This window comes from uncultured Zhongshania sp. (genome assembly GCF_963975605.1).
Classification (GTDB): domain Bacteria; phylum Pseudomonadota; class Gammaproteobacteria; order Pseudomonadales; family Spongiibacteraceae; genus Spongiibacter; species Spongiibacter aquimaris.
The window spans coordinates 18,310-43,870 of the sequence record NZ_CAXBHN010000007.1 but is presented as its reverse complement, the minus strand read 5'-3'; the positions used below and the strand labels follow the sequence as shown (position 1 = coordinate 43,870).

At 50.0% G+C, this 25,561-nt stretch carries 24 protein-coding genes; 7 read left to right on the top strand and 17 right to left on the bottom strand.

Going from position 1 to position 25,561, the window contains the following annotated elements:
• Window positions 1-13 precede the first annotated feature (13 nt).
• Complete coding sequence (locus AAC007_RS08300) at window positions 14-538, top strand: DUF2062 domain-containing protein (RefSeq protein ID WP_219044169.1); 525 nt, start codon at window positions 14-16, stop codon at window positions 536-538.
• A gap of 9 nt (window positions 539-547) precedes the next feature.
• Here AAC007_RS08300 and AAC007_RS08295 read toward each other — a convergent pair whose 3' ends face one another.
• From AAC007_RS08295 to AAC007_RS08285, 3 genes are read right to left on the bottom strand one after another with little or no spacing between them, the layout of a single operon-like run.
• Complete coding sequence (locus tag AAC007_RS08295; RefSeq protein WP_339675905.1) at window positions 548-1,768, bottom strand: lipoprotein-releasing ABC transporter permease subunit; 1,221 nt, start codon at window positions 1,766-1,768, stop codon at window positions 548-550.
• On the bottom strand, window positions 1,768-2,502 hold the full coding sequence (gene lolD / locus AAC007_RS08290; RefSeq protein ID WP_295873101.1) for a lipoprotein-releasing ABC transporter ATP-binding protein LolD: 735 nt from the start codon (window positions 2,500-2,502) through the stop codon (window positions 1,768-1,770). The genes AAC007_RS08295 and lolD overlap by 1 nt, the downstream gene beginning before the upstream one ends.
• 13 nt (window positions 2,503-2,515) lie before the next feature.
• A complete protein-coding gene (locus AAC007_RS08285; protein ID WP_339675902.1) occupies window positions 2,516-3,763 on the bottom strand; it encodes a lipoprotein-releasing ABC transporter permease subunit in 1,248 nt (415 codons plus the stop codon).
• Between the two features lie 138 nt (window positions 3,764-3,901).
• On the opposite strand from AAC007_RS08285, the gene AAC007_RS08280 reads away from it, so the two are divergent.
• Entirely contained in the window at window positions 3,902-5,020 is a 1,119-nt protein-coding gene (locus AAC007_RS08280; RefSeq protein WP_339675900.1) for a 3-deoxy-7-phosphoheptulonate synthase, read from the top strand.
• Between the two features lie 15 nt (window positions 5,021-5,035).
• On the opposite strand, the gene nqrM is transcribed toward AAC007_RS08280, so the two are convergent.
• The 9 genes from nqrM to AAC007_RS08235 form a co-directional block, all read right to left on the bottom strand.
• Window positions 5,036-5,269, bottom strand: coding sequence for a (Na+)-NQR maturation NqrM (gene nqrM / locus AAC007_RS08275; protein ID WP_295872977.1), 234 nt, complete (start codon window positions 5,267-5,269; stop codon window positions 5,036-5,038).
• A 1-nt stretch (window position 5,270) separates the two neighbouring features.
• Entirely contained in the window at window positions 5,271-6,257 is a 987-nt protein-coding gene (locus AAC007_RS08270; protein ID WP_339675897.1) for an FAD:protein FMN transferase, read from the bottom strand.
• A 31-nt stretch (window positions 6,258-6,288) separates the two neighbouring features.
• A complete protein-coding gene (gene nqrF, locus AAC007_RS08265) occupies window positions 6,289-7,512 on the bottom strand; it encodes an NADH:ubiquinone reductase (Na(+)-transporting) subunit F (protein ID WP_339675895.1) in 1,224 nt (407 codons plus the stop codon).
• A 24-nt stretch (window positions 7,513-7,536) separates the two neighbouring features.
• Window positions 7,537-8,145, bottom strand: a complete 609-nt coding sequence (gene nqrE / locus AAC007_RS08260; protein WP_295872984.1) for an NADH:ubiquinone reductase (Na(+)-transporting) subunit E — start codon at window positions 8,143-8,145, stop codon at window positions 7,537-7,539.
• Window positions 8,145-8,810, bottom strand: a complete 666-nt coding sequence (locus AAC007_RS08255; RefSeq protein ID WP_295872986.1) for an NADH:ubiquinone reductase (Na(+)-transporting) subunit D — start codon at window positions 8,808-8,810, stop codon at window positions 8,145-8,147. The genes nqrE and AAC007_RS08255 overlap by 1 nt, the downstream gene beginning before the upstream one ends.
• Window positions 8,811-8,813: 3 nt before the next feature.
• Window positions 8,814-9,581, bottom strand: a complete 768-nt coding sequence (locus tag AAC007_RS08250) for a Na(+)-translocating NADH-quinone reductase subunit C (protein WP_295872988.1) — start codon at window positions 9,579-9,581, stop codon at window positions 8,814-8,816.
• Entirely contained in the window at window positions 9,574-10,773 is a 1,200-nt protein-coding gene (locus tag AAC007_RS08245) for an NADH:ubiquinone reductase (Na(+)-transporting) subunit B (RefSeq protein ID WP_295872990.1), read from the bottom strand. Before AAC007_RS08245 ends, AAC007_RS08250 begins: the two co-directional genes overlap by 8 nt.
• Window positions 10,774-10,776: 3 nt before the next feature.
• A complete protein-coding gene (locus tag AAC007_RS08240) occupies window positions 10,777-12,117 on the bottom strand; it encodes a Na(+)-translocating NADH-quinone reductase subunit A (protein ID WP_339675892.1) in 1,341 nt (446 codons plus the stop codon).
• 234 nt (window positions 12,118-12,351) lie between these two features.
• A complete protein-coding gene (locus AAC007_RS08235) occupies window positions 12,352-13,818 on the bottom strand; it encodes a glyceraldehyde-3-phosphate dehydrogenase (RefSeq protein ID WP_339675890.1) in 1,467 nt (488 codons plus the stop codon).
• Window positions 13,819-13,975: 157 nt separating this feature from the next.
• On the opposite strand from AAC007_RS08235, the gene mfd reads away from it, so the two are divergent.
• Together mfd and AAC007_RS08225 are read left to right on the top strand one after the other, a co-directional pair.
• Entirely contained in the window at window positions 13,976-17,416 is a 3,441-nt protein-coding gene (gene mfd, locus AAC007_RS08230) for a transcription-repair coupling factor (RefSeq protein WP_339675887.1), read from the top strand.
• Window positions 17,417-17,484: 68 nt separating this feature from the next.
• Window positions 17,485-18,294: a CsiV family protein gene (locus tag AAC007_RS08225; protein WP_295872998.1), complete on the top strand. Its 810-nt coding sequence runs from the start codon at window positions 17,485-17,487 to the stop codon at window positions 18,292-18,294.
• Here AAC007_RS08225 and AAC007_RS08220 read toward each other — a convergent pair.
• Both AAC007_RS08220 and AAC007_RS08215 read right to left on the bottom strand, forming a co-directional pair.
• Entirely contained in the window at window positions 18,288-19,031 is a 744-nt protein-coding gene (locus AAC007_RS08220; RefSeq protein ID WP_339675883.1) for an S-methyl-5'-thioinosine phosphorylase, read from the bottom strand. The two genes, AAC007_RS08225 and AAC007_RS08220, sit on opposite strands and share 7 nt — an antisense overlap.
• On the bottom strand, window positions 19,024-20,142 hold the full coding sequence (locus AAC007_RS08215; protein WP_296434219.1) for a mechanosensitive ion channel family protein: 1,119 nt from the start codon (window positions 20,140-20,142) through the stop codon (window positions 19,024-19,026). Before AAC007_RS08215 ends, AAC007_RS08220 begins: the two co-directional genes overlap by 8 nt.
• A gap of 256 nt (window positions 20,143-20,398) precedes the next feature.
• Between AAC007_RS08215 and AAC007_RS08210 the strand changes: the two genes are divergently transcribed.
• The 3 genes from AAC007_RS08210 (at window position 20,399) to AAC007_RS08200 (ending at window position 21,918) form a co-directional block, all read left to right on the top strand.
• A complete protein-coding gene (locus AAC007_RS08210; protein ID WP_255558468.1) occupies window positions 20,399-20,716 on the top strand; it encodes a DUF6763 family protein in 318 nt (105 codons plus the stop codon).
• 178 nt (window positions 20,717-20,894) lie between these two features.
• Window positions 20,895-21,497 (top strand): transcriptional repressor LexA, encoded by a 603-nt coding sequence (gene lexA, locus AAC007_RS08205; protein WP_219044185.1) that lies wholly within the window; start codon window positions 20,895-20,897, stop codon window positions 21,495-21,497.
• Window positions 21,498-21,501: 4 nt separating this feature from the next.
• Complete coding sequence (locus AAC007_RS08200; protein WP_339675879.1) at window positions 21,502-21,918, top strand: hypothetical protein; 417 nt, start codon at window positions 21,502-21,504, stop codon at window positions 21,916-21,918.
• A gap of 24 nt (window positions 21,919-21,942) precedes the next feature.
• Here AAC007_RS08200 and AAC007_RS08195 read toward each other — a convergent pair whose 3' ends face one another.
• The 3 genes from AAC007_RS08195 to topA all read right to left on the bottom strand — a co-directional run bounded on the left by AAC007_RS08195 (window position 21,943) and on the right by topA (window position 25,469).
• The gene (locus AAC007_RS08195; RefSeq protein ID WP_219044187.1) at window positions 21,943-22,209 is read right to left on the bottom strand and encodes a hypothetical protein; all 267 of its coding nucleotides are present in this window, start codon (window positions 22,207-22,209) and stop codon (window positions 21,943-21,945) included.
• A gap of 86 nt (window positions 22,210-22,295) precedes the next feature.
• Window positions 22,296-22,766, bottom strand: coding sequence for a hypothetical protein (locus tag AAC007_RS08190; RefSeq protein WP_339675876.1), 471 nt, complete (start codon window positions 22,764-22,766; stop codon window positions 22,296-22,298).
• A gap of 42 nt (window positions 22,767-22,808) precedes the next feature.
• On the bottom strand, window positions 22,809-25,469 hold the full coding sequence (gene topA, locus AAC007_RS08185) for a type I DNA topoisomerase (RefSeq protein WP_219044189.1): 2,661 nt from the start codon (window positions 25,467-25,469) through the stop codon (window positions 22,809-22,811).
• Window positions 25,470-25,561 lie beyond the last annotated feature (92 nt).

Genomic DNA, 25,561 nt, shown 5'->3' with positions numbered 1-25,561 from the left:
TAGAATTGAGCGGATGGCTCGTAAACTTTTTAAACGCTGGCTTCCTACGCCCGAAAAAATGCGCGAGCACCGCTCGGTTCGTGTTTTTGGCAGTCTGCTGCACGACCCCAATCTCTGGCACCTCAATAGACGCTCGGTCACCGTGGCGTTTTTTCTTGGCCTGTTTATCGCTTTTGTGCCAATTCCAACCCAAATGCTACTCGCGGCTTTAGCGGCCATTGTCTTTCGCGCAAATCTACCCATTTCTGTCATGCTGGTTTGGATTACCAATCCAATTACGATGCCGGCCATATTTTACTTCACCTACAAATTAGGTGCAGTTGCCATGGGGATTCCACCCAATACATTCCATTTTGAATTGTCGTGGGCGTGGTTGGCCGAAGAGTTTACCTACCTGTGGCGCCCATTAGTATTGGGCTGCTTTCTCACCGGACTACTTGCCGGCTTGCTAGGCGCCGCCAGCATTCACATTCTTTGGCGCGTAAACGTTGTAAGGCGCTGGCGAAAACGCCAAGAATCCCGTCTCAAAAAGCAGTAAAGCAATCGTTTAACTACTTCGCAAGGCCTCGGCCGGTGCCATTCTCGACGCCCGCCACGCGGGATAAATTGTTGCCAATAAACTCATCACATATGCCGTCGCGCAGACCATAACAACATCGGGTATTCGCACGTCAGACGGCAAATAGTTTATGGGGTATACGTCGCTCTGTAATAATTTCAGGCCAAACAAATTTTCTATTGCAGCGACTAAATCGCTCACCCCCAACGCCATCAACACCCCGACAATACCGCCGGCGGAGGCGCCCACTGCACCGATAACGGCACCATAGGTTAAGAATATCCGTAATATATCGCCTTGGCTGGCACCCTGGCTTCGCAATATACCGATATCTGCTCGCTTGTCATTGACGACCATAACAAGAGTGGAAACCACGTTGAACACCGCCACTGCAACCACTGCCAACAACATAATGACGACTAGCTTGCGAGACATTTGTATCGCGTGATACATATTGCCAAATTGCTGGCTCCAGTCTCGCATCATATAGTCTCGACCGTGCACGGATGCCAACTCCCAGGCGATTTGCGGCGAAGCAAATACGTCGTCTACCGACACCCTAAGTGATATTGGCGGCGCCTTGGCAAATAAGGAACGCGCGACATCAATATGCATCAACATAAGCTGTTGATCTAACTCCGTACCCGTTGCCACTAATGCCGCCACATTCATCTGCACAAAACGTACATTCTGGCGACCATCGGTTTGCGGTACGCCTAATGTGGCGCGGTCGCCGGCACTAAGACCAAGGCGCTCAGCGAGGGCTTTACCGAGAATCAGGTCTTTTGAATCCGCTCTTAAAATATCCAGATCGACGTATTCGTGAATACGGGAAACCGCTTTTTCTGCACTTGGGTCAATCCCAAAAAACAGACTAGGCTCAACCTCTCCGCCCTTAATTAGCATGGCATTGCCCTGCACAAAAGGTGCAGTCGCCACTACCTCAGGATGGCGCTCGACATCCTGCTGTAATTGCTGCCAATCCATTTCTTCGCTAGACCATGGCTGCAAGGTAATATGTGGAACAAGCGCCAAAATACGATTGCGCATCTCGCGGTCAAATCCATTCATGACCGACAGCACCACGACCAGCAAAGCCACACCGAGAATTAAGCCAAACATCGATAGACGAGATAAAAACGAAACTAGCTGATTTCCCGAGCGATCAGCACTGTAGCGAAAGCCAATATATGTCGCCAAAGAACGCATTAGGCAGTCGCCTCGTGCAGATTGCCGTCGTGTAAATTCAGCACTCTGTCCATACGTCCCGCTAAGCTTAAGTCGTGGGTCACGATGACCAAGCTAATCGCCAGTTCTCTATTTAATTCCAGTAACAGTGCCTGAACCGCTTCGGCGTTGTCGCCATCTAAATTGCCGGTTGGTTCATCGAGCAACACACAGGCTGGCTCGTTAACCAGTGCGCGCGCTATCGCCACGCGCTGACGCTCGCCACCGGAAAGTTGCGCTGGGCGGTGTTTCAAACGGTGGCCCAAGCCCACACGATCTAATAAAGCCGCGGCGCGCTCAAAAGCTTTAAGTTTTTTCTCTCCTGCAATCAGCAGTGGCATCGCCGTATTTTCAAGGGCGGAAAACTCATTGAGCAAATGGTGAAATTGGTAGACAAATCCTAATTCACGATTGCGCAGGCGACTGCGATCGCGATCGTTCATCGCCGCAATATCGCGACCGCGTACAAGCACCTGGCCCTGAGACGGCACGTCCAAACCACCCAGCATATGTAACAGGGTCGTTTTCCCCGCACCGGATGGGCCAACAATCGAAATACGCTCACCACTGCCAATATCCAAATTAACATCGTGTAAAATGGTGAGGGTCTCTGAACCTTGGGTATAAAACTTACGCAAATTCCGGCACGCCAGCACCGAGTTTTCCGGAATAGCATCACTGGCAGACAGCTCAGCTGCCGCATCAGCATTAGACATAAAACCACTCTCTTTATTCATATCGCAAAGCCTCGGCCGGTTGCACGCGGGAAGCCTGCCACGCCGGATACAAGGTTGCCAAAAGACTTAATAACAAGGCAAAACCGCTCACAACAGCCACATCGGACCACTGCAAATACGAGGGTAAATGCGTAATAAAATAAACATCTGGATTAAAAATTTGCATGCCACTGAGTCCTTCCAGCCACGCCACGACATCACCGACGCTCATCGCCAAAGGCACCCCAATAATCAAGCCCAAGCACAAACCAATAATACCCGTCGCCATACCATAGACCACAAATGTTGCCATGATCGTCGCCGGTGTCGCACCCATGGTACGAAGCACCGCGATTGAACCGCGCTTGCCAGACACCGCCATGCTCAGAATAGAAACAATATTAAACGCGGCTATCAGGACTATGAATAACAACAGTAAACGCACCATTTGCTTTTCCATCTTTACCGCATGAAAAAGACTGCCCTGACTATCGCCCCAGCTCACCGCCACACTGCCCTCAGGTAGTTTTGCAGCGAGCTTAGGTAATATGGTCGGCGCGGCAAACATATCAGCCAGCTGAATTCGCAAGCCTTCGACGTCATCCCCCAATTGATACAGTCGCTGTGCATCTGCAATGTGAATAAAAGCACTGCTTGCGTCCAGCTGCGCGCCGACGCTGAAGACGCCGCTTACCCGAAACTGCTTTTCGCGGGGAAATAAACCAAACGGGGTCACCGTCACCTTGGGCAAAATAACCGTCAGATCATCACCGACCGTCACCCCGAGCTGGCGAGCCAAAATATCGCCAAGGATAATGTTGTACTCGCCGCTAGCATCGGCGAGGTACTGCCCCACCACCATATGCTCGGCGACCGCCGATACTGCCCGCTCTTGGCTAGGCTCTATGCCATATAAGGCAACACCGCGCAGTCGATTCGACTCCGACAGCATCGCTTTGCCGCCGACATAAGGAGCGACGCCACTCACGCCCTCGCTAGCGCTAATCTCCTGAATATACTGACGCCAGCCTGTGAGACGTTGCTGGGGACCTTCGATATAGCCGTGGGGAACCACAGACAGCACGCGCTGCTGTAACTCGCGCTCAAAACCATTCATGACCGACATCACCACAATCAATGACACCGTACCGATCAACATCCCCAATAGAGAAAACCACGACACCAACGATAAAAATCGATCACTGCCGGAGGCGCGATGAAAATAGCGAAGACCAATGCGTAAAAATAGCGGAACGGCCATAGTAGTAATTACGAAATTCCAAGTTAGCAATCTGCGCCTATACTATCACTAGGTACTAAGGTATTGCGCAGTGCCCATCACAATTATTAAGCTGCAACTGCGCGCCCGAACAGCATCAATTTTTGAGAGGACGGTGACATGCTTTTGATTCTCCACCCTAATACTAAAGATACTGACCCCGCCTACATTAAAACCCTCGCCCATCTCCAGCAATTGTCTGGTGTGACCATAAAACATCATCAAGTTAGCGGTCAGGAGCAGCAACTCCATGAAATCTATCTAATCGGCAATACGCTTGCACTCAGTAGCGAAGAGATTGAAACCCTCCCCGCGGTCGAAAAAGTCATTAGAATCTCTGAAGAGTACCGTATTCTAGGCCGTCACAAAGATTTGCAACGCAAAACCGGCTTCCAATATAAAGGCCTTAATTTTGACCAAGACTCCCTTCATATTTTTGCGGGACTCTGCGCTGTAGACAATCCCAAGCATGTTGAAGAGATGATGATTGCGCTAAAGGCAAACGGCCTGGACTGCACACGGATGGGCGCCTACAAACCTCGCACCAATCCCTATGCCTTCCAAGGACACGGTAAAAATTGCCTGCCCTGGGTGTTCGATTTAGCAGGAAAATACGGCATCAAAGTGATCGCCATGGAAGTCACTCACGAAAGTCATATGGCGGAGATTGATCAGGCCTTGCAGGATGCGGGCAATCCCTGCGGCGTGATTATGCAAATTGGCACCCGAAACACCCAAAATTTCGAGTTGCTTAAAGCCATTGGCAAACAAAGTGAATACCCTGCCCTGCTCAAGCGCGGCTTTGGCATTAGTCTAAGTGAATCATTAAACGCGGCGGAATACCTCGCCAGCGAAGGAAATAGCCAAGTCATTTTTTGCCTGCGCGGCATGAAAAGCGAGTTCGGCGCCCCCCACCGCAATATGGTCGATTTCGCCCAAGTTCCCACGGTGAAACGCCTCACCAGAATGCCGGTTTGTATAGATCCGTCACACTCGGTGGGCAGTCGAGATGTGGCGCCCGATGGCGTACTCGAACTCTGCCACGCCACTGCCCAAGGCGTCATGGCGGGCGCAAATATGGTATTAGTTGATTTTCATCCCGCGCCGGAAAAAGCATTGGTCGATGGACCACAGGCGCTTACGCTCAATGAGCTGGATGTGTTTTTGAAGGATATGGAGATAGCGAGGAAAGCCTACTTGGCGCGAGTGGCAGTGTGGAAAAACGCGTCGGACGTCTGACGTCCGACGTTTAAATCAACTAGCGTCGTAAAATTCTGTTTTCGTCGCAACCTGCTTAGACTTGTCGTTCTCTTCCACACACTTATTTGGATCATTGCCGCAGAGATCGCAAATATAATCAGGGTCGCTAAGCGCTGCGCCAACACCACCGCAGGAACCGGCAATGGGCTTGCGGCCCATCAATACGCCAATCGACATGGCGCCAACAATTAAGAGCATCACCACAATCGCTGCAAAAATAGTGGCCATATTACTTCTCCTGTTCCAAATACGGTGCAAAAGACGAACTATAGCGACTGCTAAAGCCGTTCTCGGTCTTCTCTATTAGGTAAACGGCAATGTCTAATTGTTCCGCCAATTCCATTGTTTTATCGCCGCCAAGCACGGAAAATGCCGTCGCCATTGCATCGGCAAAGGCGCAGGACGGATCGAGAACTGTTACCGACGCCAAATTATGGGTGATCGGCCTACCTGTGCGAGGGTCTATGGTGTGCGAGTAGCGCACCCCATTCTCTTCAAAGTAATTGCGGTAATCACCCGAGGTGGCGACACCAATATTACCGAGCAAAATTGGCGTGGTTTTATCGGCTTCTAAATCAGGGCTTTCAACCCCTATACGCCATTGATCACCGCGCGGGCTTAAACCTGCGGACCGCATTTCTCCGCCGATCTCAACCAAGTAATCTGTGCTTCCCAGAGACTCTAGCCACAGCGCGACCGCATCAACCCCGTAGCCCTTTGCAACAGCCGAAAGGTCTATACGCAGCTCTGCGTTCTTCTTAAGCTTATGCTCGGCCATATCTAATTCAATACGGTCAAAGCCCACCTCTGCAAGTGCTTTTGTAATCGCGGCATCGTCTGGGGTGCCCTCGTGCTTCTCTGGCCCAAATCCCCAAAGATCGACTAAGGGCCCTACCGTCACATCAAACGCACCGTTACTCAACCAACTAACTTCAATCGACACCACGAAAATATCAAATAGCATTGGCGTCAATGTACGCCACTCGCCCGCAGGCATCGCATTTAGGCGACTAAGTTCAGAATCTGGAATGTAGGTAGAGGCAATTTGATTAAATGCCGCTAGGCGCTCATCCAGTGCTTGCTGTAAAGACTTGGCCGTCCAGTCACCGGGGTTGCGCAGGGTGATATGGTAGCTCGTGCCCATGGTCATGCCGCTGAGGCGCATGTATTCAGGCGGTGCCGGAGAACAGGCGCTCAGAATGAATAAAAGCAGCACGAAGGCTGCTTTTATTAGGCGCGGGGTAAAATTAACCACCGAAATCATCGAGCAGAATATTGTCAGCTTCAACACCCAAATCTTCCAGCATCTTAATCACCGCTGAGTTCATCATTGGCGGCCCGCACATATAGAACTCGCAGTCTTCTGGCGCGTCATGATCCTTCAAGTAATTTTCATAAAGTACCTGATGGATGAAGCCCGTTTTACCAGTCCAGTTATCTTCCGGCTGCGGATCAGACAAAGCTAAATGCCATTCAAAATTGTCGTTTTCAGCGGCCAGCTTGTCGTACTCTTCAACGTAAAACGCTTCGCGCATGGAACGTGCACCGTACCAAAAGCTAATTTTACGCTTGGAGCTAAGACGCTTAAGCTGATCAAAAATGTGTGAACGCATTGGTGCCATACCGGCGCCACCGCCAACAAACACCATTTCCGCATCGGTTTCTTTGGCGAAAAACTCACCGAAAGGACCATATACTTTAACTTTATCGCCGGGCTTAAGACTGAACACCCAAGACGACATTTGCCCAGCCGGTAGCGACAAATTATTTGGTGGCGGCGTCGCCGCGCGAATATTGAATTTAACAATACCGCGCTCTTCTGGATAGTTCGCCATGGAATAGGCACGGATTACCGTCTCTTCCACTTTAGACTCTACGTTCAAGAAGCCAAAACGCTCCCAGTCACCTTTGTACTCCGCCGGAATATCAAAGTCAGAATACTTCACGTGATGTGGAGGACACTCTAACTGAACATAACCACCAGCGCGGAAGTTAACATTCTCTCCCTCCGGCAACTTGAGCGTTAATTCTTTGATAAACGTTGCCACATTGGGATTAGACTCAACCGTACACTCCCACTGTTTAACGCCAAATACGTCTTCAGGCACTTCAATCTTCATGTCCTGCTTAACCGGTGTCTGGCAGGACAAGCGCCAGCCTTCTCGGGCTTCACGGGGACTAAAATGCGCTTCTTCAGTGGCGAGCATGGAGCCGCCACCGTCATTAACAATACACTTACACTGCGCGCAGCTGCCGCCACCACCGCAGGCAGAAGCTAAAAATACGCCCTGACCAGACAGGGTATTAAGCAGCTTATCGCCCGCCGGTACGGTAATTGTTTTCTCGCCATTGATCTCAATAGTGACATTGCCGCTGCTTACCAAACGCGAGCGTGCAAATAAGATGATAAATACCAGCGACAACACGATCGCTGTAAACATCCCCACACCGAGAATAACTACTGTATTCATTACAAGGTCTCCAGTTCGTCTCGGTTAAAGATCAATGCCGCCAAAGGACATAAAGCCTAAGGACATCAAACCCACAGTAATAAAAGTAATACCCAGGCCACGCAAGCCTTCAGGTACATCACTGTATTTTAACTTTTCGCGAATACCTGCCAGCGCCATAATCGCCAGCGCCCAGCCAGTACCCGCGCCGGCGCCATACACCACCGACTCAGAGAAATTGTAATCGCGCTCTACCATGAAGAGAGAACCACCCATGATCGCGCAGTTAACGGTAATCAGCGGTAAGAATACGCCCAGCGCGTTGTACAGAGCAGGCACGTATTTATCTAACACCATCTCCATGATCTGAACGATAGCCGCGATAACACCGATATAGCTCAACAAGCCCAGGAAGCTTAAATCCACATCCGGAAAACCTGCCCAAGCCAAGGCACCTTCGCGCAACAAGTGGTTATAAATAAGGCTGTTTACAGGCACAGTCAGCGCCATGACCACAATTACCGCAATACCCAAACCAATAGCGGCTTGGATTTTTTTAGAAATTGCGAGGAATGTACACATGCCTAAAAAGAACGCTAAGGCCATGTTCTCGATAAAAACCGAGCGCACAAACAGGCTGATATAATGTTCCATTAAAAAGCCTCCTTAACGCTGCGAGTATTTTTAGTAATTTTAAATTCTTCTTTTTCAATCTGTTCTTTGTTTACAGACCTAAGTATCCAAATAAAAATACCAATCAAGAAGAATGCACTAGGTGGCAACAACAACAAACCATTCGGCACATACCAGCCACCCTCAGTGATGACCGGAAGAATTTGGTAGCCCAATAATGAACCTGAACCAAATAACTCGCGCACCACGGCAACGGCGATAAGTACGACACTGTAGCCAAGACCATTACCAATGCCGTCAACAAAACTGGCCATCGGCGGGTTCTTCATCGCGAAGCCTTCGGCGCGCCCCATTACGATACAGTTAGTTATAATCAAACCAACAAATACCGACAGTTGCTTACTGATCGCAAAGGCATACGCCTTTAGGAACTGATCAACCACAATAACCAGCGATGCAATAATGACCATTTGTACGATAATACGAATACTGCCGGGAATGTGATTGCGAATACTCGATACCGCCAAACTTGAGAAGGCGGTAACCAAAGTCACAGATATACACATAACCAAGGTAACTTTTAAACTCGAAGTCACAGCCAAAGCACTACAAATCCCGAGGATCTGCAGAGCAATCGGGTTATTTTTAAAGACTGGCGATGTCAATGCCTCTTTCATAGTAGACATGGCTTATGCCTCCCCTGAACGTAGATTTTCAAGAAACTTCTGATAACCCAACTCGCCCATCCAAAATTGCAACAGGTTAGCAATACCGCGACTGGTCAAGGTTGCACCTGAAAGTGCATCGACCTTGTGGCTTGCATTTGGTGTGCTTTCATCGACATTACCTTTAACGAGGTCAATGGCGACATTACCGTCTTGATAAATTTCTTTGCCTGGCCAGAGCGCCTTCCAGCGCGGATTATCTACCTCACCACCAAGACCAGGGGTTTCACCGTGCTCATAAAAGCCAAGTCCGGCAACGGTTGTAAAATCACTTTCTAATGCCAAAAATCCGTATAGCGTTGACCACAGACCGTAACCGCGGATAGGCAGAATGATCTTCTGAAGCTCATCGCCATCTTTTATCAAGTACACCATGGCAAAATTTTCACGGCGCTTGATTTTTGCCTGATCATCTTCACCCAAAGCAATAGAGGTGGCAGGGTTTTTAGCTACCCGCATTTGCTCAAAACCTTCAATCGGCATTTCGTCGCTATACTCGCCCGTACGCAGATCAACAATACGGGTGGTGACCTGTTCGAACTGTGACTCCACACTTTCGCCCGGCACAAGCAAACCTGCTGCGGCCAAAATATTGGCTTTGCGGTCTAGCGCTTTATTGGCGACCTGAGCGGGTTTTAACAGTACTGCGGCACCTGAAACTACCAGTGCACACACAATACACAGTGTCACTGCGACCAATAAGGTCTTCTTAATACTATCGTTACTAGCCACGTGCCAACCTCCGCTTGATATTCGCTTGCACAACAAAATGGTCAATCAAAGGTGCAAACAGGTTGGCAAACAGTATTGCTAGCATCATACCTTCGGGGAAGGCGGGATTGACGACACGAATTAACACCACCATGCAACCAATAAGGGCACCGTAAACCCATTTACCGGTATTGGTCATCGAAGCCGAAACGGGATCAGTTGCCATGAACATCATGCCAAAAGCAAAGCCGCCCAAGACTAAATGCCAATGCCAAGGCATGGCCATCATCAAGTTACTGCCACTGTCCATTGAATTAAACAGCGTCGTCAGTGCAAACATACCAATTAATACGCCTGCCACAATGCGCCATGAAGCGATACGCGTCCAAAGTAAGACTGCGCCACCAATCAAGATCGCTAAGGTAGACACCTCACCCATGGAGCCGTGCATATTACCTATGAAAGCGTCCATCCAAGACATTTGCTGTTCCAGCACAGCTAAGCCATCGCTGGCAACAACCGACAATGGCGTCGCGCCAGTAAAGCCGTCAACCGCAGTCCAAACCGCATCGCCAGACATACTTGCAGGGTAGGCAAAGAATAAGAATGCGCGGCCAGCCAGTGCGGGGTTCAAGAAGTTTTTACCCGTCCCGCCAAATACTTCTTTGCCGATAACGACACCAAAGCTAATACCCAGTGCGACTTGCCACAGTGGAATGCTAGGCGGACATATCAGCGCGAACAATATAGAAGTAACAAAGAAACCTTCGTTGACTTCGTGTCCACGCTTCATTGCAAATAAGACTTCCCAGAAGCCACCAACAACAAATGTTACTGCGTAAACAGGGATGAAATACCAGAAGCCATGCCAGAAGTTGTCCCAAATATTGGTCGGATCGTAACCCGCCATCATAGAGATCATTACATGGCGCCAGCCTTCCCCTGCTGCAAGCCCCATGTCGAGCATGATTTGGTTAGCTTGAAAGCCGATATTCCACATACCGTAGAACATAGCCGGAAATGCGCAAAACCAAACGGTGATCATAACGCGCTTAAGATCAACGCCGTCACGCACATGAGCGTTTGTTTTAGTTACCGACGACGGCGAATAAAAAATAGTGTCCGCTGCTTCGTACAGCGCATACCATTTTTCGAAACGACCGCCTTTCTCAAAATTCGGCTCGATATCATCGAGAAATTTTCTCAGCCCCATGATTTAACCCTCTTTCTCTATGCGGCTTAAATTGTCGCGAAGGATCGGCCCGAACTCATATTTGCCGGGGCAAACATAGGTGCATAGCGCGAGGTCTTCCTCGTCCAATTCCAAACAACCCAAGGTTTGCGACGCTTGGGTGTCACCAACAATTAGTGATCGCAGCAACTGCGTTGGCAATATATCCAACGGCATTACACTCTCGTACACCCCGATCGGCACCATGGCTCGCTCACTACCATTGGTATTGGTCGTATAAGGGATACGTTTTTTGAAAAACTGAGACAAGTAAATCCGCAAAGATGAATGCTTATTCGCGCCAGGTGACAACCAGCCCATGAATTCGCGTTGGTTGCCCTCTGCCAATACCGTTACTTGGTTGTGGTAGCGCCCTAAAAACGCTGTTGCGCCGCGCGCTGTTCGACCACCAAGTACCGAGCCAGAGATAACACGATTATTGCCAGGCGCAATTTGGCCAGCACAAAGCTCATCGAGACTGACGCCCAAACGAGTTGCAATCAAACGCGGCTTTTCAACTTGTGGGCCCGCCAGTGACACCACGCGATCCGTGTTTAAGTTGCCAGTAGTAAATAATTTGCCAATAGCAATAACGTCTTGATAGCCAATAGACCAAACAATCTTAGTCGCGCTAGCACCCTCTAAGAAATGAATGTGGGTGCCAGCCAAACCTGCCGGGTGAACGCCACCAAATTCCGCAACATGTAACTGATCGTTATCTAAACTTGGAATACTGCTGCTTGGCGCTACACACAAATGGACTTTGCCACTAGTTAGGCGGCACAAAAGCTCAAGACCATTGGTAAAGGCGCCTTCAGACTGCGCGATAATAAGCGCAGGATCTGCCGCTAGGGGATGAGTATCGATAGCCGTGACAAAAATAGCTGCTGGACTGCTACCAATGGCCGGAATTCGACTAAACGGACGTGTGCGGAACGCGGTCCAAAGACCAGATTCAACAAGATTCTCGGTAACCTGCTCAGCAGTTAGCGTGGGCAGTGCTGACGCGTCGTACTTGGCGAAACTCTCGTACTCGTCGTCCTCCACATCAATCACAACAGACTGCAACACCCTTTTTTCGCCGCGATTAATTGCAGAAACAAGTCCTGTTGCCGGCGAAGTGTATCGCACGCCCTCGTTTTTCTTGTCAGTAAATAAAACCTGACCGGTTTTAACTCGATCGCCGGTTTTAACCGCCATCGTTGGTTTCATACCAACGTAATCGAAGCCAACCACCGCGACAGAACGCACTTTTGAGCCAGGCTCAATACGCTGATCGGGTAGTCCCGATATGGGCAAATCAAGACCCCTGGTAATTTTGATCATAAGGTTGCCTAACACTCTTATGGTTAAACGCGAAATTGCAAATTTGCGTAAACGGAGCGCGAAAGCGCTCTGGAAAATATGCGGATACTATTTTTAGCAGCGCATTAAAAAACTGTCGCAAGTATAAAGACTCGCTGATCTGCTTGCTACAGGGAGACCTACGATAAAGGCCAACTTAGCAAACATTTGCAGCCATGCCAGCTTGAGCTTTCGCTTAAACTGGCATGGTAACGGTTAATCCTGAGGATATACCGCGTATTCCACACCGGCCATCTGCTCTAGAATTCGATGAACTTGACAGCTGTAACCAAACTCATTGTCATACCAGCAGTACAACACTGCGCTTTTGCCGTTTACGATCGTCGCCTCACTGTCAAATACGCAGGCATGGCGAGAACCGACAAAATCACTTGATACAACTTCTGGAGAATTAGAGTAGTCAATTTGCTTACGCAGCGGCGAATGCAGTGCCACACGACGCATAAACTCGTTCAACTCTTCAGTTGTGGTCTCAGTTTTCAAGTTCAGCTTTAAAATAGCTAATGAAACATTGGGGGTCGGTACGCGAATGGCATTGCCGCTGAGCTTGCCCAATAATTGCGGAAGCACTTTACCCACCGCCTTCGCTGCACCGGTTTCAGAGATAACCATATTCAATGGTGCACTTCGACCACGACGATCACCTTTGTGGTAATTGTCGATCAAGTTTTGGTCGTTGGTATACGAGTGCACGGTCTCTACATGACCACCCTCAACACCGAATTTATCATCCAACACTTTGAGCGGCGGCGCGATCGCGTTAGTTGTGCAGCTCGCGGCAGAAATAATGGTGTCTGTCGGAAGTATCTCGTGGCTATTTACGCCGTGAACGATATTTTTCATATCGCCTTTACCAGGCGCAGTCAAAATAACTTTTGAAATACCAGGACAGGCCAAGTGTACTGACAAACCCTCTGAGTCACGCCACTTACCCGTATTATCAACGAGAATGGCGTCGTTAATGCCATATTGGGTGTAATCCACCTCAGACGGGGAGTTAGAGTAAATAACCTTAACCTCAACACCGTTAGCAACAAACGACTGACGATCTTCGTCAACACGAATAGTGCCGTTAAATGGGCCGTGCACCGAATCGCGGCGCAGCAAGCTAACGCGCTTAACTAGATCGTTTTCAGCACCACCGTGACGAACAACAACCGCCTTAAGGCGCAGGTTTTCACCGCCGCCCGCTTTCTCTATTAAGAGGCGCGCCACTAGGCGACCAATACGACCGAAGCCATACAGGACAACATCGCGAGCCGGGCGAACAGGCTCCTTAGCGCCGCCAATCAAACCTGCGACTTGGCTGCGAACAAACTCTTCTACAGATTGACCTGCAGGCTTACCGGTTTCTTCGTAAGCAGCAGCGATACGGCCAGCGTCGATATGCGCTGTACCCAAGTCCAAGGTAGCCAATGCCTGAATGACAGGAAAGGTTTCAAATTCAGATAGTTCGTTTTGCTCTACCTGACGCACAAAGCGGTGCGCTTGCATAATATCCAGAACCGAAAGGTTAACCAGATTCTTTCCATAGATGTAGGTCTTAACGTTATTGGCGCGGTACAACTTACCAATCAGGGGAATCATCCCCTCTGCTAATGCTTCACGTTCTTTCCAGTCGGCGAAGTAATCATCAGGACGCTCACGTCTTCTTTCAGTCACGGCAGATACCCTTTGCTTACGGGGGGAGAAATTGAGCGCGTATTATCTTTATTACTGCCCCTGAGTTCAACTGCCGAAGCGCCGCGAAGCAATGTAATAACTACCATTTGCAGGTTACAATGCCCTGCTGACCCGCTGAAGAAGTCGAATTTTGCCTGTGATCGCATTACCATCCATCGTAAAACCGCCCAAAGGTGGCGCCCTTCACTGGGGCCAAATTCCCATTGCCAGCCACGGCTTACTGGCCGCAGAGCTAGCAAGCTCGCTCGATGCGCCGGTTTTACTACTCACAGCAGATACCGCCTCGGCTTACCAGCTAGAACAAAACATGCAGTTTTTCGCAGAGGGGCTGCCAGTAAAATTGCTGCCCGACTGGGAAACGCTGCCCTACGATAATTTTTCTCCCCATGAAGACATTGTTTCGGAACGCCTGCGGACTCTAAGCGAACTTACCACCATGCGACGCGGCATTTTGGTGGCGCCGATCAGCACATTAATGCAACGCATTGCTCCACCGGACTACGTCAGCAAGCACAGCTTGATTCTCAATGTCGGTCAAACCCTCGACATTGACAGCTTCCGCCAACAATTAGAAAAAAGCGGCTACCGCCACGTCGACACCGTCTACCAACACGGGGAGTACGCCAGTCGCGGTGCGATTATCGATATTTTCCCGATGGGTAGCGAATCACCTTACCGCATAGACTTGCTCGACGAAGAAATCGACAGTCTGCGCAGCTTCGACCCTGAAACACAGCGCGGCATTGAGTCGGTCAAGCACATCAACTTGCTGCCAGGCAAAGAATTACCCCTGGATGAAGACGGCATCACCCTCTTCCGCCGCAATTGGCACGAGCGTTTTAATGTTGACCACCGCAAATGCCCTATCTACCAAGATGTCAGCGACGGCATTGCCCCAGCCGGCATCGAGTACTACCTGCCCTTGTTTTTCAAGCAAACCGGCACCCTCTTCGACTATCTCCCCGCCAATAGCTGGCTGCTTAGCAGCGCGGGCATAGAAGGCGCTGCCGAACATTATTGGCAAGACATCCAGCAGCGCTACGAGCAGCGCATAGGCGATATACGACGGCCGGTACTGCCACCCGCCACCGTATTCCAAACTGTGCCTGAAATTTTTTCAAGACTAAAAGACTATCCACGCGTGACCATTAGCGAGGCAACACTGCCGGATTCCGCAGGCAGCTATAATTTTGCCATCGACTCCTCGCCACCACTCAACATCGACAGCAAACAAGACGACCCAATCGCCGCGCTAAGAGAATACTGCCGCGACCGCCGCGTTCTATTTTGCGCAGAATCAGCTGGCCGGCGCGAAGCACTTATCGATTTATTGACCAGGCATAAGCTCAAACCTAAGCCGGTCAGCGGTTGGCGCGAATTTACGACGGGTAGCGACAGCATTAATATCACTATCGCACCGCTCGACGAAGGCATTTCGGGCAGCGCCACCAAACCCTTTGCACTGATTGCCGAATCCCAGCTATTCGGCAAGCGGGTATCGCAAAGTCGGCGACGCAAAAAGGCCAGTAACACCGCAGAAAATGTGGTTAAAAATCTGGCGGAATTGCGCGTTGGTGCTCCAGTTGTTCACGCCGACCACGGTGTCGGTCGCTATTTGGGCCTGCAAACTTTAATTATCGACAATCAAGCCAATGAGTTTTTAAGCCTTGAATACGCCGATGGCGCCAAATTATATGTGCCGGTGACATCACTACAGCTGATTAGTCGCTATAGCGGCGCTGATGACGAGCTCGCCCCGCTCCATCGCTTAGGCACCGACCAGTGGAGCAAAGCAAAACGCAAAGCGGCCGAGAAAATTAGAGACGTGGCCGCCGAACTGCTCGATATTTACGCGCGCCGAGAGGCCCGCCAAGGGCGCTCGTTCGAGCTGAGCGATGAGGACTACTACGAATTTGCCAACGCCTTCCCCTTTGAAGAAACGCCGGATCAGCAAACCGCCATCGAAGCCGTTATCGCTGATTTAAAATCGATCAAACCAATGGACAGATTGGTCTGCGGCGATGTGGGCTTCGGTAAAACCGAAGTCGCCGTGCGGGCCGCCTTTGTCGCCGTGCAAAATAATACCCAGGTTGCCATTCTGGTCCCTACCACCCTCTTGGCCCAGCAGCACTTTGAATCTTTCCGCGATCGCTTCGCCGAACTGCCCGTAAATATCGAAGTGCTATCGCGGTTTCGCAGTGCAGCAGAACAGAAAGCGGTTATCGCCGACCTTGCGGCAGGCAAAGTCGATATATTGATTGGCACCCACAAGTTGCTCGGCAACGATATTGTCTACAAAAATCTCGGCTTAGTGATCATTGATGAAGAGCATCGCTTTGGTGTTCGCCAGAAAGAAGCGCTAAAAAACATTCGCGCAGAAGTCGATGTGCTTACCCTCACAGCGACCCCCATTCCCCGCACCCTGAACATGTCGATGGCGGGCATTCGCGACTTATCGATTATTGCCACACCACCGGCACGCCGGCTGTCGGTAAAAACCTTTGTGCGAGAATCAGATCCGGCACTTATCAAGGAATCTATCCTGCGGGAAATATTGCGCGGTGGTCAGGTGTATTACCTGCACAATGAAGTCAAAACCATTGAGAAAGTCGCACGAGATTTACAAGAAATGATTCCCGAGTTGCGCATTGGCATTGGTCACGGCCAAATGCGCGAGCGCGAACTCGAACAAGTCATGAGCGACTTTTACCACAAACGCCACAACGTATTGGTGTGCTCGACTATTATAGAAACCGGTATCGACGTACCCAATGCCAATACCATTATTATTGATCGCGCTGACAAATTTGGCTTAGCACAGCTGCATCAATTGCGCGGGCGAGTCGGTCGCTCTCACCACCAAGCCTATGCCTACTTATTAACCCCGCCCGCCAAACAATTAACCGGCGATGCCGAAAAGCGCTTAACGGCAATTAGCGAAGCCGATGATCTTGGTGCGGGCTTTACACTTGCCACCCAAGACATGGAAATCCGCGGTGCCGGCGAGCTACTGGGTGAAGGCCAAAGCGGGCAGATACACACCATTGGTTTTACCTTGTACATGGACATGCTCGACCGCGCAGTGCGAGCCATTAAAGTCGGCAAGAAAATTAACTTAGAAAATAGCGACGAAGACCATATAGAAGTTAACTTGCGACTACCCGCACTGATACCCGACGACTACCTGCCAGATGTGCAAAGCCGACTCATGCTGTATAAACGTATTGCCGGCGCGACCAGCAGTAACGCCCTTAGAGAGCTGCAAGTAGAAATGATAGACCGTTTTGGCCTGCTGCCCAATCAGGTGAAAAACTTATTCCGCTGCGGCGAACTGCGGCTGCAGGCCGTTGAGTTAGGTCTAAGTAAAATAGAAGCATCCGCCGGTGGCGGTCGTATAGAGTTTGCAGAAAACACCCGTGTAGAACCGCTAAGTTTGGTTAAAATGGTACAGTCAGCACCAGCGACGTATCAGCTCGACGGCGCAACCGCCCTTAAATTTAAACACGCTATGGAAGAGCCCCAGCAACGTTTCGATTTTATCGAAGCCTTATTGGCAAAACTGGCACCAAGTCGCTAGAACTGAGATAGTCTTCCCTGAAAAAGTAGATCGTCACCGAGTGACAAGAAAACAGAGACATTGCGATTATGACCACACCTTCTCGACGCCACATTGACTGCCGCCCTTTGCGCGCATTACTGGCCGTTTTTGTGCTCACCTTCAGTGGCGTCGCACTAAGTCAAAATGACAATCGCTTCCACATCGACCTCGTCGTATTTGCCAATAACGAACAAGCTAGCCTTTATGAAGAGGACTGGCCAGACAATCTCCACCTGCGCTACCCGCGCAACTGGACTCGTATCTCTAGCAGCGCAAGCTCTCCGCAAAAAGTCGACTATATGGATCCGGAGTTTGCCCAAACTCTGCGATCGCTGCGTCTCTCTTCCCGCTACAAGCTGCTACTTCAAACAAGCTGGCAGCAAGATTTGACCGCACGTAAAAAATCACCCGCGATACTCATTCAAGGCGGCAAACAAAGCGGCAATCACTACGAGCTTGAGGGTTATATTCGCGTCGCAGTTGAACGCTATCTGCACCTGGATACCAACTTGTGGCTGAGCAGTTTTGGCAATCGCGGAGGAAACTATTACCTACCCCGCCAGCCCTTGAGCTTTGATGAACCTGAAGAAGAGTCCGGATTTGTCGATGAAAGTTTTGAATCGAGCCCTGAGTACGCGGAATTTTTAAAACAGAATCCCGGTTACTCGCCACAAAGGAGTCAAACGCAAGCCCAGAGTGGCGACTCGCCAATCGATCGCATTGTGGTGATGAAGCAAGAGAGGCGGATGCGTAGCAACGAGCTACATTTTATCGATCACCCGCGCTTTGGCGTCATTATTAAAGTCTCTAAGATAAGTGCTGAGCAAGCTAGCGGTGAGGAAAACGCGGCTCAATAGGCCGCGATACAATGCGCTAGAATTGATTTTACCTGCAGCATGCCGGTATCAATAACAGTCTGAATATCTTCCATGGTAATGATGTTATCGCTCAAGCCAGCGCCTGGATTTACCACCAGCGCCACAGAGGCGTACTCGATGCCCGCCTCACGCGCCAAACTTGCCTCAGGCATCGCCGTCATACCCACAATGTCGTTACCATCGCGCGCCAAACGAATGATCTCGGCAGCGGTCTCTAAACGCGGCCCTTGGGTCACGGCGTACACACCATAATCTTCAAATGCGATATCCGCATCCACTGCGGCGTTGGCCAATCGCGAGCGCAAATCCTGGCTATAGGGATAACTGAAATCGATGTGCTCTACCTTGCCATTACTACCGTCGAAAAAGGTATGCTCACGCCCCCATGTGTAATCATTGATTTGATTGGGAATGGCAATAACTCCCGTTACGAATCTCTCGCTAATACCACCCACTGCATTCACTGACACCAAGGCGTCAACTCCTGCTTGCTTCAAGGCCGCTATATTTGCACGATAATTAATCGCGTGCGGTGGAATTTGGTGGCCCTTGCCGTGGCGAGCCAAAAACAAAAACTCCGCCCCCTCGTAACGAATACGCTGCAGCAAAGCGCTGGGGGCGCCGTACTCTGTCTCCACCGCTGTTTCATCGAGCACTTCGGCACCCGGCCAGTCACACAAACCCGTGCCTCCGATTACCGCAATTGTTTTACTCATTAACTTGCTCCGTGTTGCGCTCTTGCGCGCGTTCAATGGAAATAGGATCGAGCTTCACGGTGGTCGTTGGGAATGCCACATCAGCACCCACACCGTGGATGATATCGAGAATCTTCAGCAAGACATCTTGCTTGATCTCGTGATATTCAACCCATTTTGTCGTTTTGGTAAAGGTGTAAATAAAGAAATCCAAAGACGAGGCATTGTATTGGTTAAAATTAACAATCAGCGTCCGGCCTAAATCGATGTCCGCGTGATCCTCAAGCATGGCTCGCACTTGGGTAATAATTTCAGGTAGCACTGCCGCATCTTGATAGCGCACGCCGATCGTTTCATGAATTCGACGATTCAACATTCGCGAGGGGTTTTCTACTGAAATTTGCGAAAAGGTAGCATTTGGCACATAGAGCGGACGCTGATCAAAGGTCCGAATACGCGTTTGCCGCCAGCCGATATTCTCAACCGTGCCCTCTATATTCTTATCTGGTGAACGCACCCAGTCTCCCACAGAAAAAGGGCGATCTAAATACACCATCAATCCGCCAAAAAAATTCGCCAGCAAATCTTTTGCAGCAAAACCAACCGCGATGCCGCCTATCCCACCAAACGCCAGCACACCGGAAATACTATATCCGAGGTTTTGTAACACCATTAGTGACGCCACAATAATAACCGCAGATCGCACCAGCTTACCCAGCGCCATTACCGTCGTTTGATCGATCGGCTCGTCCTGTGTAGTGTACTCATCAGACAGCAATCGTCTCTCAACCTGTCTAACCAAGGACACTAGGAACCACGCCAGAATCACTACAACCCCCACCGCACGCAGGGAATCTAAGGCCGAAAACACCTCGGCGTCAGTGGATTCGCCAATTACCTCCAGCACGTGGCTGCCGCCCACAGCCCAGATCATAAGAAGTGCCGGACGCCTAGAGGCCTCTAGCAAAGCGTCATCCCAAAGATTATGAGTTTTTTCAAACTTCTTAGTGAGATGCGCAACTAATCGCCCCAAAATCAAGTTCAGGGCCAATAAAATAAGTACCAGCACAAACACTTCGCCCAGCCAGGGGTATTCTTCTGGCTGAAAATTTGTCCACCACTGCTCCAGCATTGGGGCATCCTCATTACACTGCTATACAATTTCATTTCTAAACGACACGCGCTTAGACAAATGAACCATAAAAATCAAATAAGAAACTGCAAAATTGCATCAGAAAATTCAGCTATGCGCCTGAATCTAAAGCTAATTATATTGAAGACTGAGAAAGAACCCCAGCGCGACACCAAACTAGCCGTGAAAAATACCTACTAGACAGCGATTTGTTAAGTGTTAGTTTGGGAATCGTATATCAACGGAGGCAAAAATCATGGCGACTATAAGACCCCAAGTTGGTTATTGGTACAAGGATATTGAGTCCGGCCAATTATTTGAAGTCGTCGCTGTCGACGACGATAGCGACTCAGTGGAAGCCCAGCTAATCGATGGTGAACTATGCCAATACGATTTGGACAGCTGGGATCAACTCAATTTAGATATCGTCGAAGAACCGGAAGATTGGCGAAACGCCTTTGAACTAAGCGACGATGATTACCGTTTTCTAGATGACACCATGGTACCGGAAAGTTGGAACCCCTTGTCTGAGATTGAATCAGATATCGTTAACGGCATTACCGACGAATACTAGTACCGCCGCGATCGTCGCAGACCAAGCCTCCAGCTTACACCCTCCTTTTTTTAACCTGCTACTGCAGGTTTTTTTCTTATATCTACCCTCCTATTTGCTAAATCCACAAATGCTATTGCCATCCAAATAATACTGTATATAATGACAGTTACTGTATAAGTAACCAGATGCCAAATTTATGGAAAAGCTGACCGCCAGACAAAGTGAAGTTCTGCAATTGATTAAAGATCATATCGGCGAAACTGGCTACCCGCCGACTCGGGCAGACATCGCCAGAGAACTTGGTTTCAAGTCACCCAATGCCGCAGAAGAACATCTCAAAGCCCTTGCACGCAAAGGCGCAATAGAGATCATCGCCGGTGCTTCACGCGGTATTCGCCTCCCTGAAAGCTTGGGTCTACCCATCATTGGCCGAGTTGCAGCCGGCAACCCCATTCTCGCCGAAGCGCATATCGAAGATTACTGCGATATGCCCGGCTCTATTTTCTCGCCCAGCGCGGACTACTTTCTCCGAGTCAAAGGCGACAGCATGATCAATGCTGGCATCTTTGACGACGACCTACTCGCGGTCCATCGCACGACGAATGTCCGCAATGGTCAAATCGTGGTTGCGCGGATTGGGGATGAAGTCACGGTAAAACGCTTTCAACAGCAAAAAAGTAAATTTCATATATCGCTGATTGCTGAAAATCCAGATTACGCACCGATTGACGTAGATTTACGAGAGCAAGAGTTTGCGATCGAAGGCCTAAGTGTCGGTGTTTTGCGCCGCGGGAGTTAATACTATGTCTTGTCTAGAACAAATGCCCCTACATTACACCCCCGCTACTGAAGCGAGCGGCAGCCAAGTTACCGAGATCACTATGCGCAGCGACGCACACTTATCTCGCCCCATGCTTGCGGCCATGATGATTGAATTAAGCAGTAATGCTGATCAACGCTGGTTGTGCTGGGTTGCAGACCGACCTTTAAAGCCACTGCTAAGTGCGGACAGCCATCTACAGGGTCAAAAAATTCTGCAGGTGGTGTCTAATAGTAAGCGCGACTTGAGCGAAATTGGGATTAGAGCACTGGAGCGCGGTAAAAGTCACACCGTCGCCATTATGCTTGATAGACCGCTGAGAGATGATGAAAGACAGGCCTTAGAAGCGGCTGCCCTCGCTGGATCTGCGGAGTGCCTTGTTATCTTTATGCAGTCTTAAAGTCCGAGACCTTTACTGAAGCCGTTAATGGACGATCTTAGTATCTGACTGTAGATCGTCTTCATCATCAATATCATCCTCGTCCACAAAGCCGTCGTCACCCGCTGACATCGCGGCAGCTTCGATGCCTGCTTGTACCATAGCGCGCGCAACATCTAGCACCGACCCCACAATGTGCTCGCGGGTCTCTTTTGAGAATTTGATCGTCACCAAGGGGTTTTCATCGCCTTCTGATCGCTGTAAGACAATATCTCCATTGGCAAGCTCGACGAGTTCTAAATATGACAGCACTAAAATATCCTTGATATTACCAACGCCAACGCGGCGCTTTTGTTCACTCTATTGTAGCAAATCCGCCCAGCCTGACGCCAACCGCATCAATACTCCATTAAGGTCGCACGGTGTCTAGCGATCACCGATTTCAATTCTGCAAGGCAATCTGCAAAATCTAATTCAATGCGCTCCATGCGGACTGCATCAGTGGCAATAAGACCCGACGGCGATGAGGCTGTGGTTTGCAAAAACGGATAATCGACTAAGGACTTAAGCCACGTAGAATGCACTTCGCGATCGGCCAACTCCAAAATCTCTGGGGGAAGCTCCGCTGAAGTAAATGAACTGGCGTTAAAATGCCCTGCTGGCACACGCAAGCCAAACTTAGGCTGTTGCTCAAGGAGGTCCGCCAAGTGACACTGGTAGGCCAGTAAAAGCTGCCAAATCAGTGATTCAGCAGTGGCGCGATGAAAATGCCCGCCCCACTCAGACTTGTCTGTCGTCTCTAGTTGCGCGAGGTATTGTTCGGCAAAATAAATGTGTAGATTACTCTGCCCGCGAAAACTTTCTTTCATTGTTACCCCAGCCCGTTGAGCCCAAGCATCGCCGCTAACATCTTATTTAGCGGCCTTGGCTTTTTTAGCTGCTTTTTCACGCACAACCCACTTACCATTTTCATAGAAAGCAGCCCAACCAGATGGCTTGCCATCCACTTCGGTCTGCACATACTGCTCTTTAGTTTTGCGGCTGTAGCGAATAACCGTGTCGTTCCCTTGTTTGTCTTTCACCGGCGCATCGAAAAGAAATGCGTATTTCTCATCAACAAGATCACGAACCGGTAAAATCTCTTTTACCAACGGCGCACGGGTTTCACGATTGCGCGGGAAACCACTGGCGGCAAGAAATAGACCGGACGCGCCATCGCGCAAAATATAGTGGTCGTCAACCTTCTCACACTTCAGATCCGGCATCGGTACAGGGTCCATTTTCGGTGGCGCTGCTTCGCCACTGCGCAGCAATTTACGCGTGTTTTTGCACTCCTCGCCGGTACAGCCAAAATATTTCCCAAAGCGCCCGGTTTTTAATTGCATATCGGCACCGCACTTATCGCACTCGATAAGCGGCCCCTCATAGCCCTTAACTTTAAAGCTTCCCTCTTCAATTTCGTGGCCTGAACAATCGGGGTTATTACCGCAAATATGCAGCTTGCGCGAGGCATCAATGACATAGCTATCCATCGCGGTATTACACAATTTACAGCGTTTTTTACTGCGCAGTAATTTAGATTCCGCTTCGTCGTCATCGTTGTCGATACTGACAAAATCATCGCCAGACACTAAGTTTATAGTCTGTTTGCATCGCTCTTTCGGGGGCAGTGCATAGCCTGAACAACCTAAGAATACACCGGTACTCGCGGTGCGAATTTGCATATCGCGACCGCAATTTGGGCACGGAATATCAGTGCCAGTCGGCGTGTTTTGACGCATTCCCGCGTCACTGGCCTCAGCGGCTTCAAGCGTCTTGCGAAAATCGACGTAGAATTCATTGAGCAGCAATTTCCAGTTCTTATCGCCAGAAGCTACCGCATCCAGCAACTCTTCCATACGCGCAGTGAAGCTGTAATCGAGAAGATTACTAAAGCTTTCAACTAAGCGGTCGGTGACGATATCGCCCATTTTTTCCGCATAGAAACGCCGATTCTCAACTTTTACGTAACCGCGATCTTGGATAGTCGAAATGATCGACGCATAGGTGGATGGGCGACCGATGCCGCGTTTTTCTAATTCTTTTACCAGGGCAGCCTCAGAGTAGCGCGGCGATGGCTTGGTGAAGTGTTGCGTCGGATCGACCTTCAGAAGCTCGAGCTTTTCACCCACTTTCACATCGGGCAACTCTTGATCATCTTCTTTTTTAGCAACGCCCGGCGGCTGCACCTTCATAAAACCGTCAAAACGCACTACTCGGCCGCGGGTGCGAAGCTCAAAATCGCCAGCAGCCACGGTGATCGACGTGCTCGTAAAGTCGGCTGAGGCCATTTGGCACGCCACAAACTGCCGCCAAATTAGGGTGTATAGGCGTTCAGCATCACGCTCCATCCCCGCCAATTGGGTCGGTTCAACGTTAACGTCCGACGGACGAATCGCCTCATGCGCTTCCTGCGCACCTTCTTTACTAGAATACGAACGCGGCGCGTCAGGTAAATACGCTTTAGCAAAATTGGACGAAATATAATCGCGACACGCCGTTACGGCATCCGCACTTAAATTGGTCGAGTCGGTACGCATATAGGTGATGTAACCCGCCTCATAGAGACGCTGTGCCATCATCATGGTCTTCTTAACCCCGAAGCCTAGGCGGGTACTTGCAGCCTGTTGTAGCGTCGACGTTATGTATGGGGCGCCGGGGTGGCTCTTGGTTGGTTTGTCCTCGCGGGCGCTAACCTTGTACTCAACATTTTTTAGCGCCGCCGCTGCCGCCATGGCATCGGTTTCATTGTCTGGTCTAAACGCTTCACCAGCCTGTTTTTTAACTTCCAGACGCAATTTACCCGCTGGCGCGGCATTGTCAGTGTGAATTTGCCAAAACTCATCCGGAATAAACGCGCGGATTTCCTTTTCACGATCCACAATTAAGCGCACCGCAACTGACTGCACACGCCCAGCAGATAGGCCGCGTGCAATTTTCGCCCACAGCAATGGCGACACCATATAGCCAACAACGCGGTCTAGGAAGCGCCTAGCCTGCTGCGCATTAACACGATCAATATCGAGTTCGGTTGGTTTTTCAAACGCGGCCTGAATCGCCTTCTTGGTAATCTCGTTAAAGACCACCCGTTTGTAGCGACTATCATCACCACCAATTGACTCGCGTAAATGCCACGCAATTGCCTCTCCCTCGCGATCCAAATCCGTTGCGAGATAGATAGTGTCGGCATTCTCGGCCAATTTTTTCAGTTCATTAACGACCTTTTCCTTGCCCGGTAATATTTCGTAGCGCGCCTTCCAATCGTTATCAGGGTCAATGCCCATACGTCCAACCAATTGCTCACGCGCCTTGGTCTTTTTATGAATCTCTTTCTCTTCTGGTGACATTTTGCGCGTCAATGCTGCCGCTTTGGCGCGCTGCTTGGCATCGACCGGGCTCGCCTTACTGCTGCCGCTAGTTGGTAAATCGCGGATATGGCCAATACTGGACTTCACGATGTAATCGTTGCCCAAATACTTGTTAATGGTCTTCGCTTTTGCCGGCGACTCCACAATAACTAAAGATTTGCCCATATTATCCTTCTGCAATTTACGTAAACGTGTGACGCCTTAACGGCGAGAGGCGACATATATAAGTGTTCATTTCGTCAGGGTCAAGGGCGGCG

Excerpts from the sequence above, each read along its gene's own strand:
- AAC007_RS08300 (WP_219044169.1), top strand. The coding sequence starts at position 14 with ATGGCTCGTAAACTTTTTAAACGCTGGCTTCCTACGCCCGAAAAAATG.
- AAC007_RS08295 (WP_339675905.1), bottom strand. The coding sequence starts at position 1,768 with ATGCGTTCTTTGGCGACATATATTGGCTTTCGCTACAGTGCTGATCGC.
- lolD (WP_295873101.1), bottom strand. The coding sequence starts at position 2,502 with ATGTCTAATGCTGATGCGGCAGCTGAGCTGTCTGCCAGTGATGCTATT.
- AAC007_RS08285 (WP_339675902.1), bottom strand. The coding sequence starts at position 3,763 with ATGGCCGTTCCGCTATTTTTACGCATTGGTCTTCGCTATTTTCATCGC.
- AAC007_RS08280 (WP_339675900.1), top strand. The coding sequence starts at position 3,902 with ATGCTTTTGATTCTCCACCCTAATACTAAAGATACTGACCCCGCCTAC.
- nqrM (WP_295872977.1), bottom strand. The coding sequence starts at position 5,269 with ATGGCCACTATTTTTGCAGCGATTGTGGTGATGCTCTTAATTGTTGGC.
- nqrF (WP_339675895.1), bottom strand. The coding sequence starts at position 7,512 with ATGAATACAGTAGTTATTCTCGGTGTGGGGATGTTTACAGCGATCGTG.
- nqrE (WP_295872984.1), bottom strand. The coding sequence starts at position 8,145 with ATGGAACATTATATCAGCCTGTTTGTGCGCTCGGTTTTTATCGAGAAC.
- AAC007_RS08255 (WP_295872986.1), bottom strand. The coding sequence starts at position 8,810 with ATGTCTACTATGAAAGAGGCATTGACATCGCCAGTCTTTAAAAATAAC.
- AAC007_RS08245 (WP_295872990.1), bottom strand. The coding sequence starts at position 10,773 with ATGGGGCTGAGAAAATTTCTCGATGATATCGAGCCGAATTTTGAGAAA.
- AAC007_RS08240 (WP_339675892.1), bottom strand. The coding sequence starts at position 12,117 with ATGATCAAAATTACCAGGGGTCTTGATTTGCCCATATCGGGACTACCC.
- AAC007_RS08225 (WP_295872998.1), top strand. The coding sequence starts at position 17,485 with ATGACCACACCTTCTCGACGCCACATTGACTGCCGCCCTTTGCGCGCA.
- AAC007_RS08220 (WP_339675883.1), bottom strand. The coding sequence starts at position 19,031 with ATGAGTAAAACAATTGCGGTAATCGGAGGCACGGGTTTGTGTGACTGG.
- AAC007_RS08215 (WP_296434219.1), bottom strand. The coding sequence starts at position 20,142 with ATGCTGGAGCAGTGGTGGACAAATTTTCAGCCAGAAGAATACCCCTGG.
- AAC007_RS08210 (WP_255558468.1), top strand. The coding sequence starts at position 20,399 with ATGGCGACTATAAGACCCCAAGTTGGTTATTGGTACAAGGATATTGAG.
- lexA (WP_219044185.1), top strand. The coding sequence starts at position 20,895 with ATGGAAAAGCTGACCGCCAGACAAAGTGAAGTTCTGCAATTGATTAAA.
- AAC007_RS08200 (WP_339675879.1), top strand. The coding sequence starts at position 21,502 with ATGTCTTGTCTAGAACAAATGCCCCTACATTACACCCCCGCTACTGAA.
- AAC007_RS08190 (WP_339675876.1), bottom strand. The coding sequence starts at position 22,766 with ATGAAAGAAAGTTTTCGCGGGCAGAGTAATCTACACATTTATTTTGCC.
- topA (WP_219044189.1), bottom strand. The coding sequence starts at position 25,469 with ATGGGCAAATCTTTAGTTATTGTGGAGTCGCCGGCAAAAGCGAAGACC.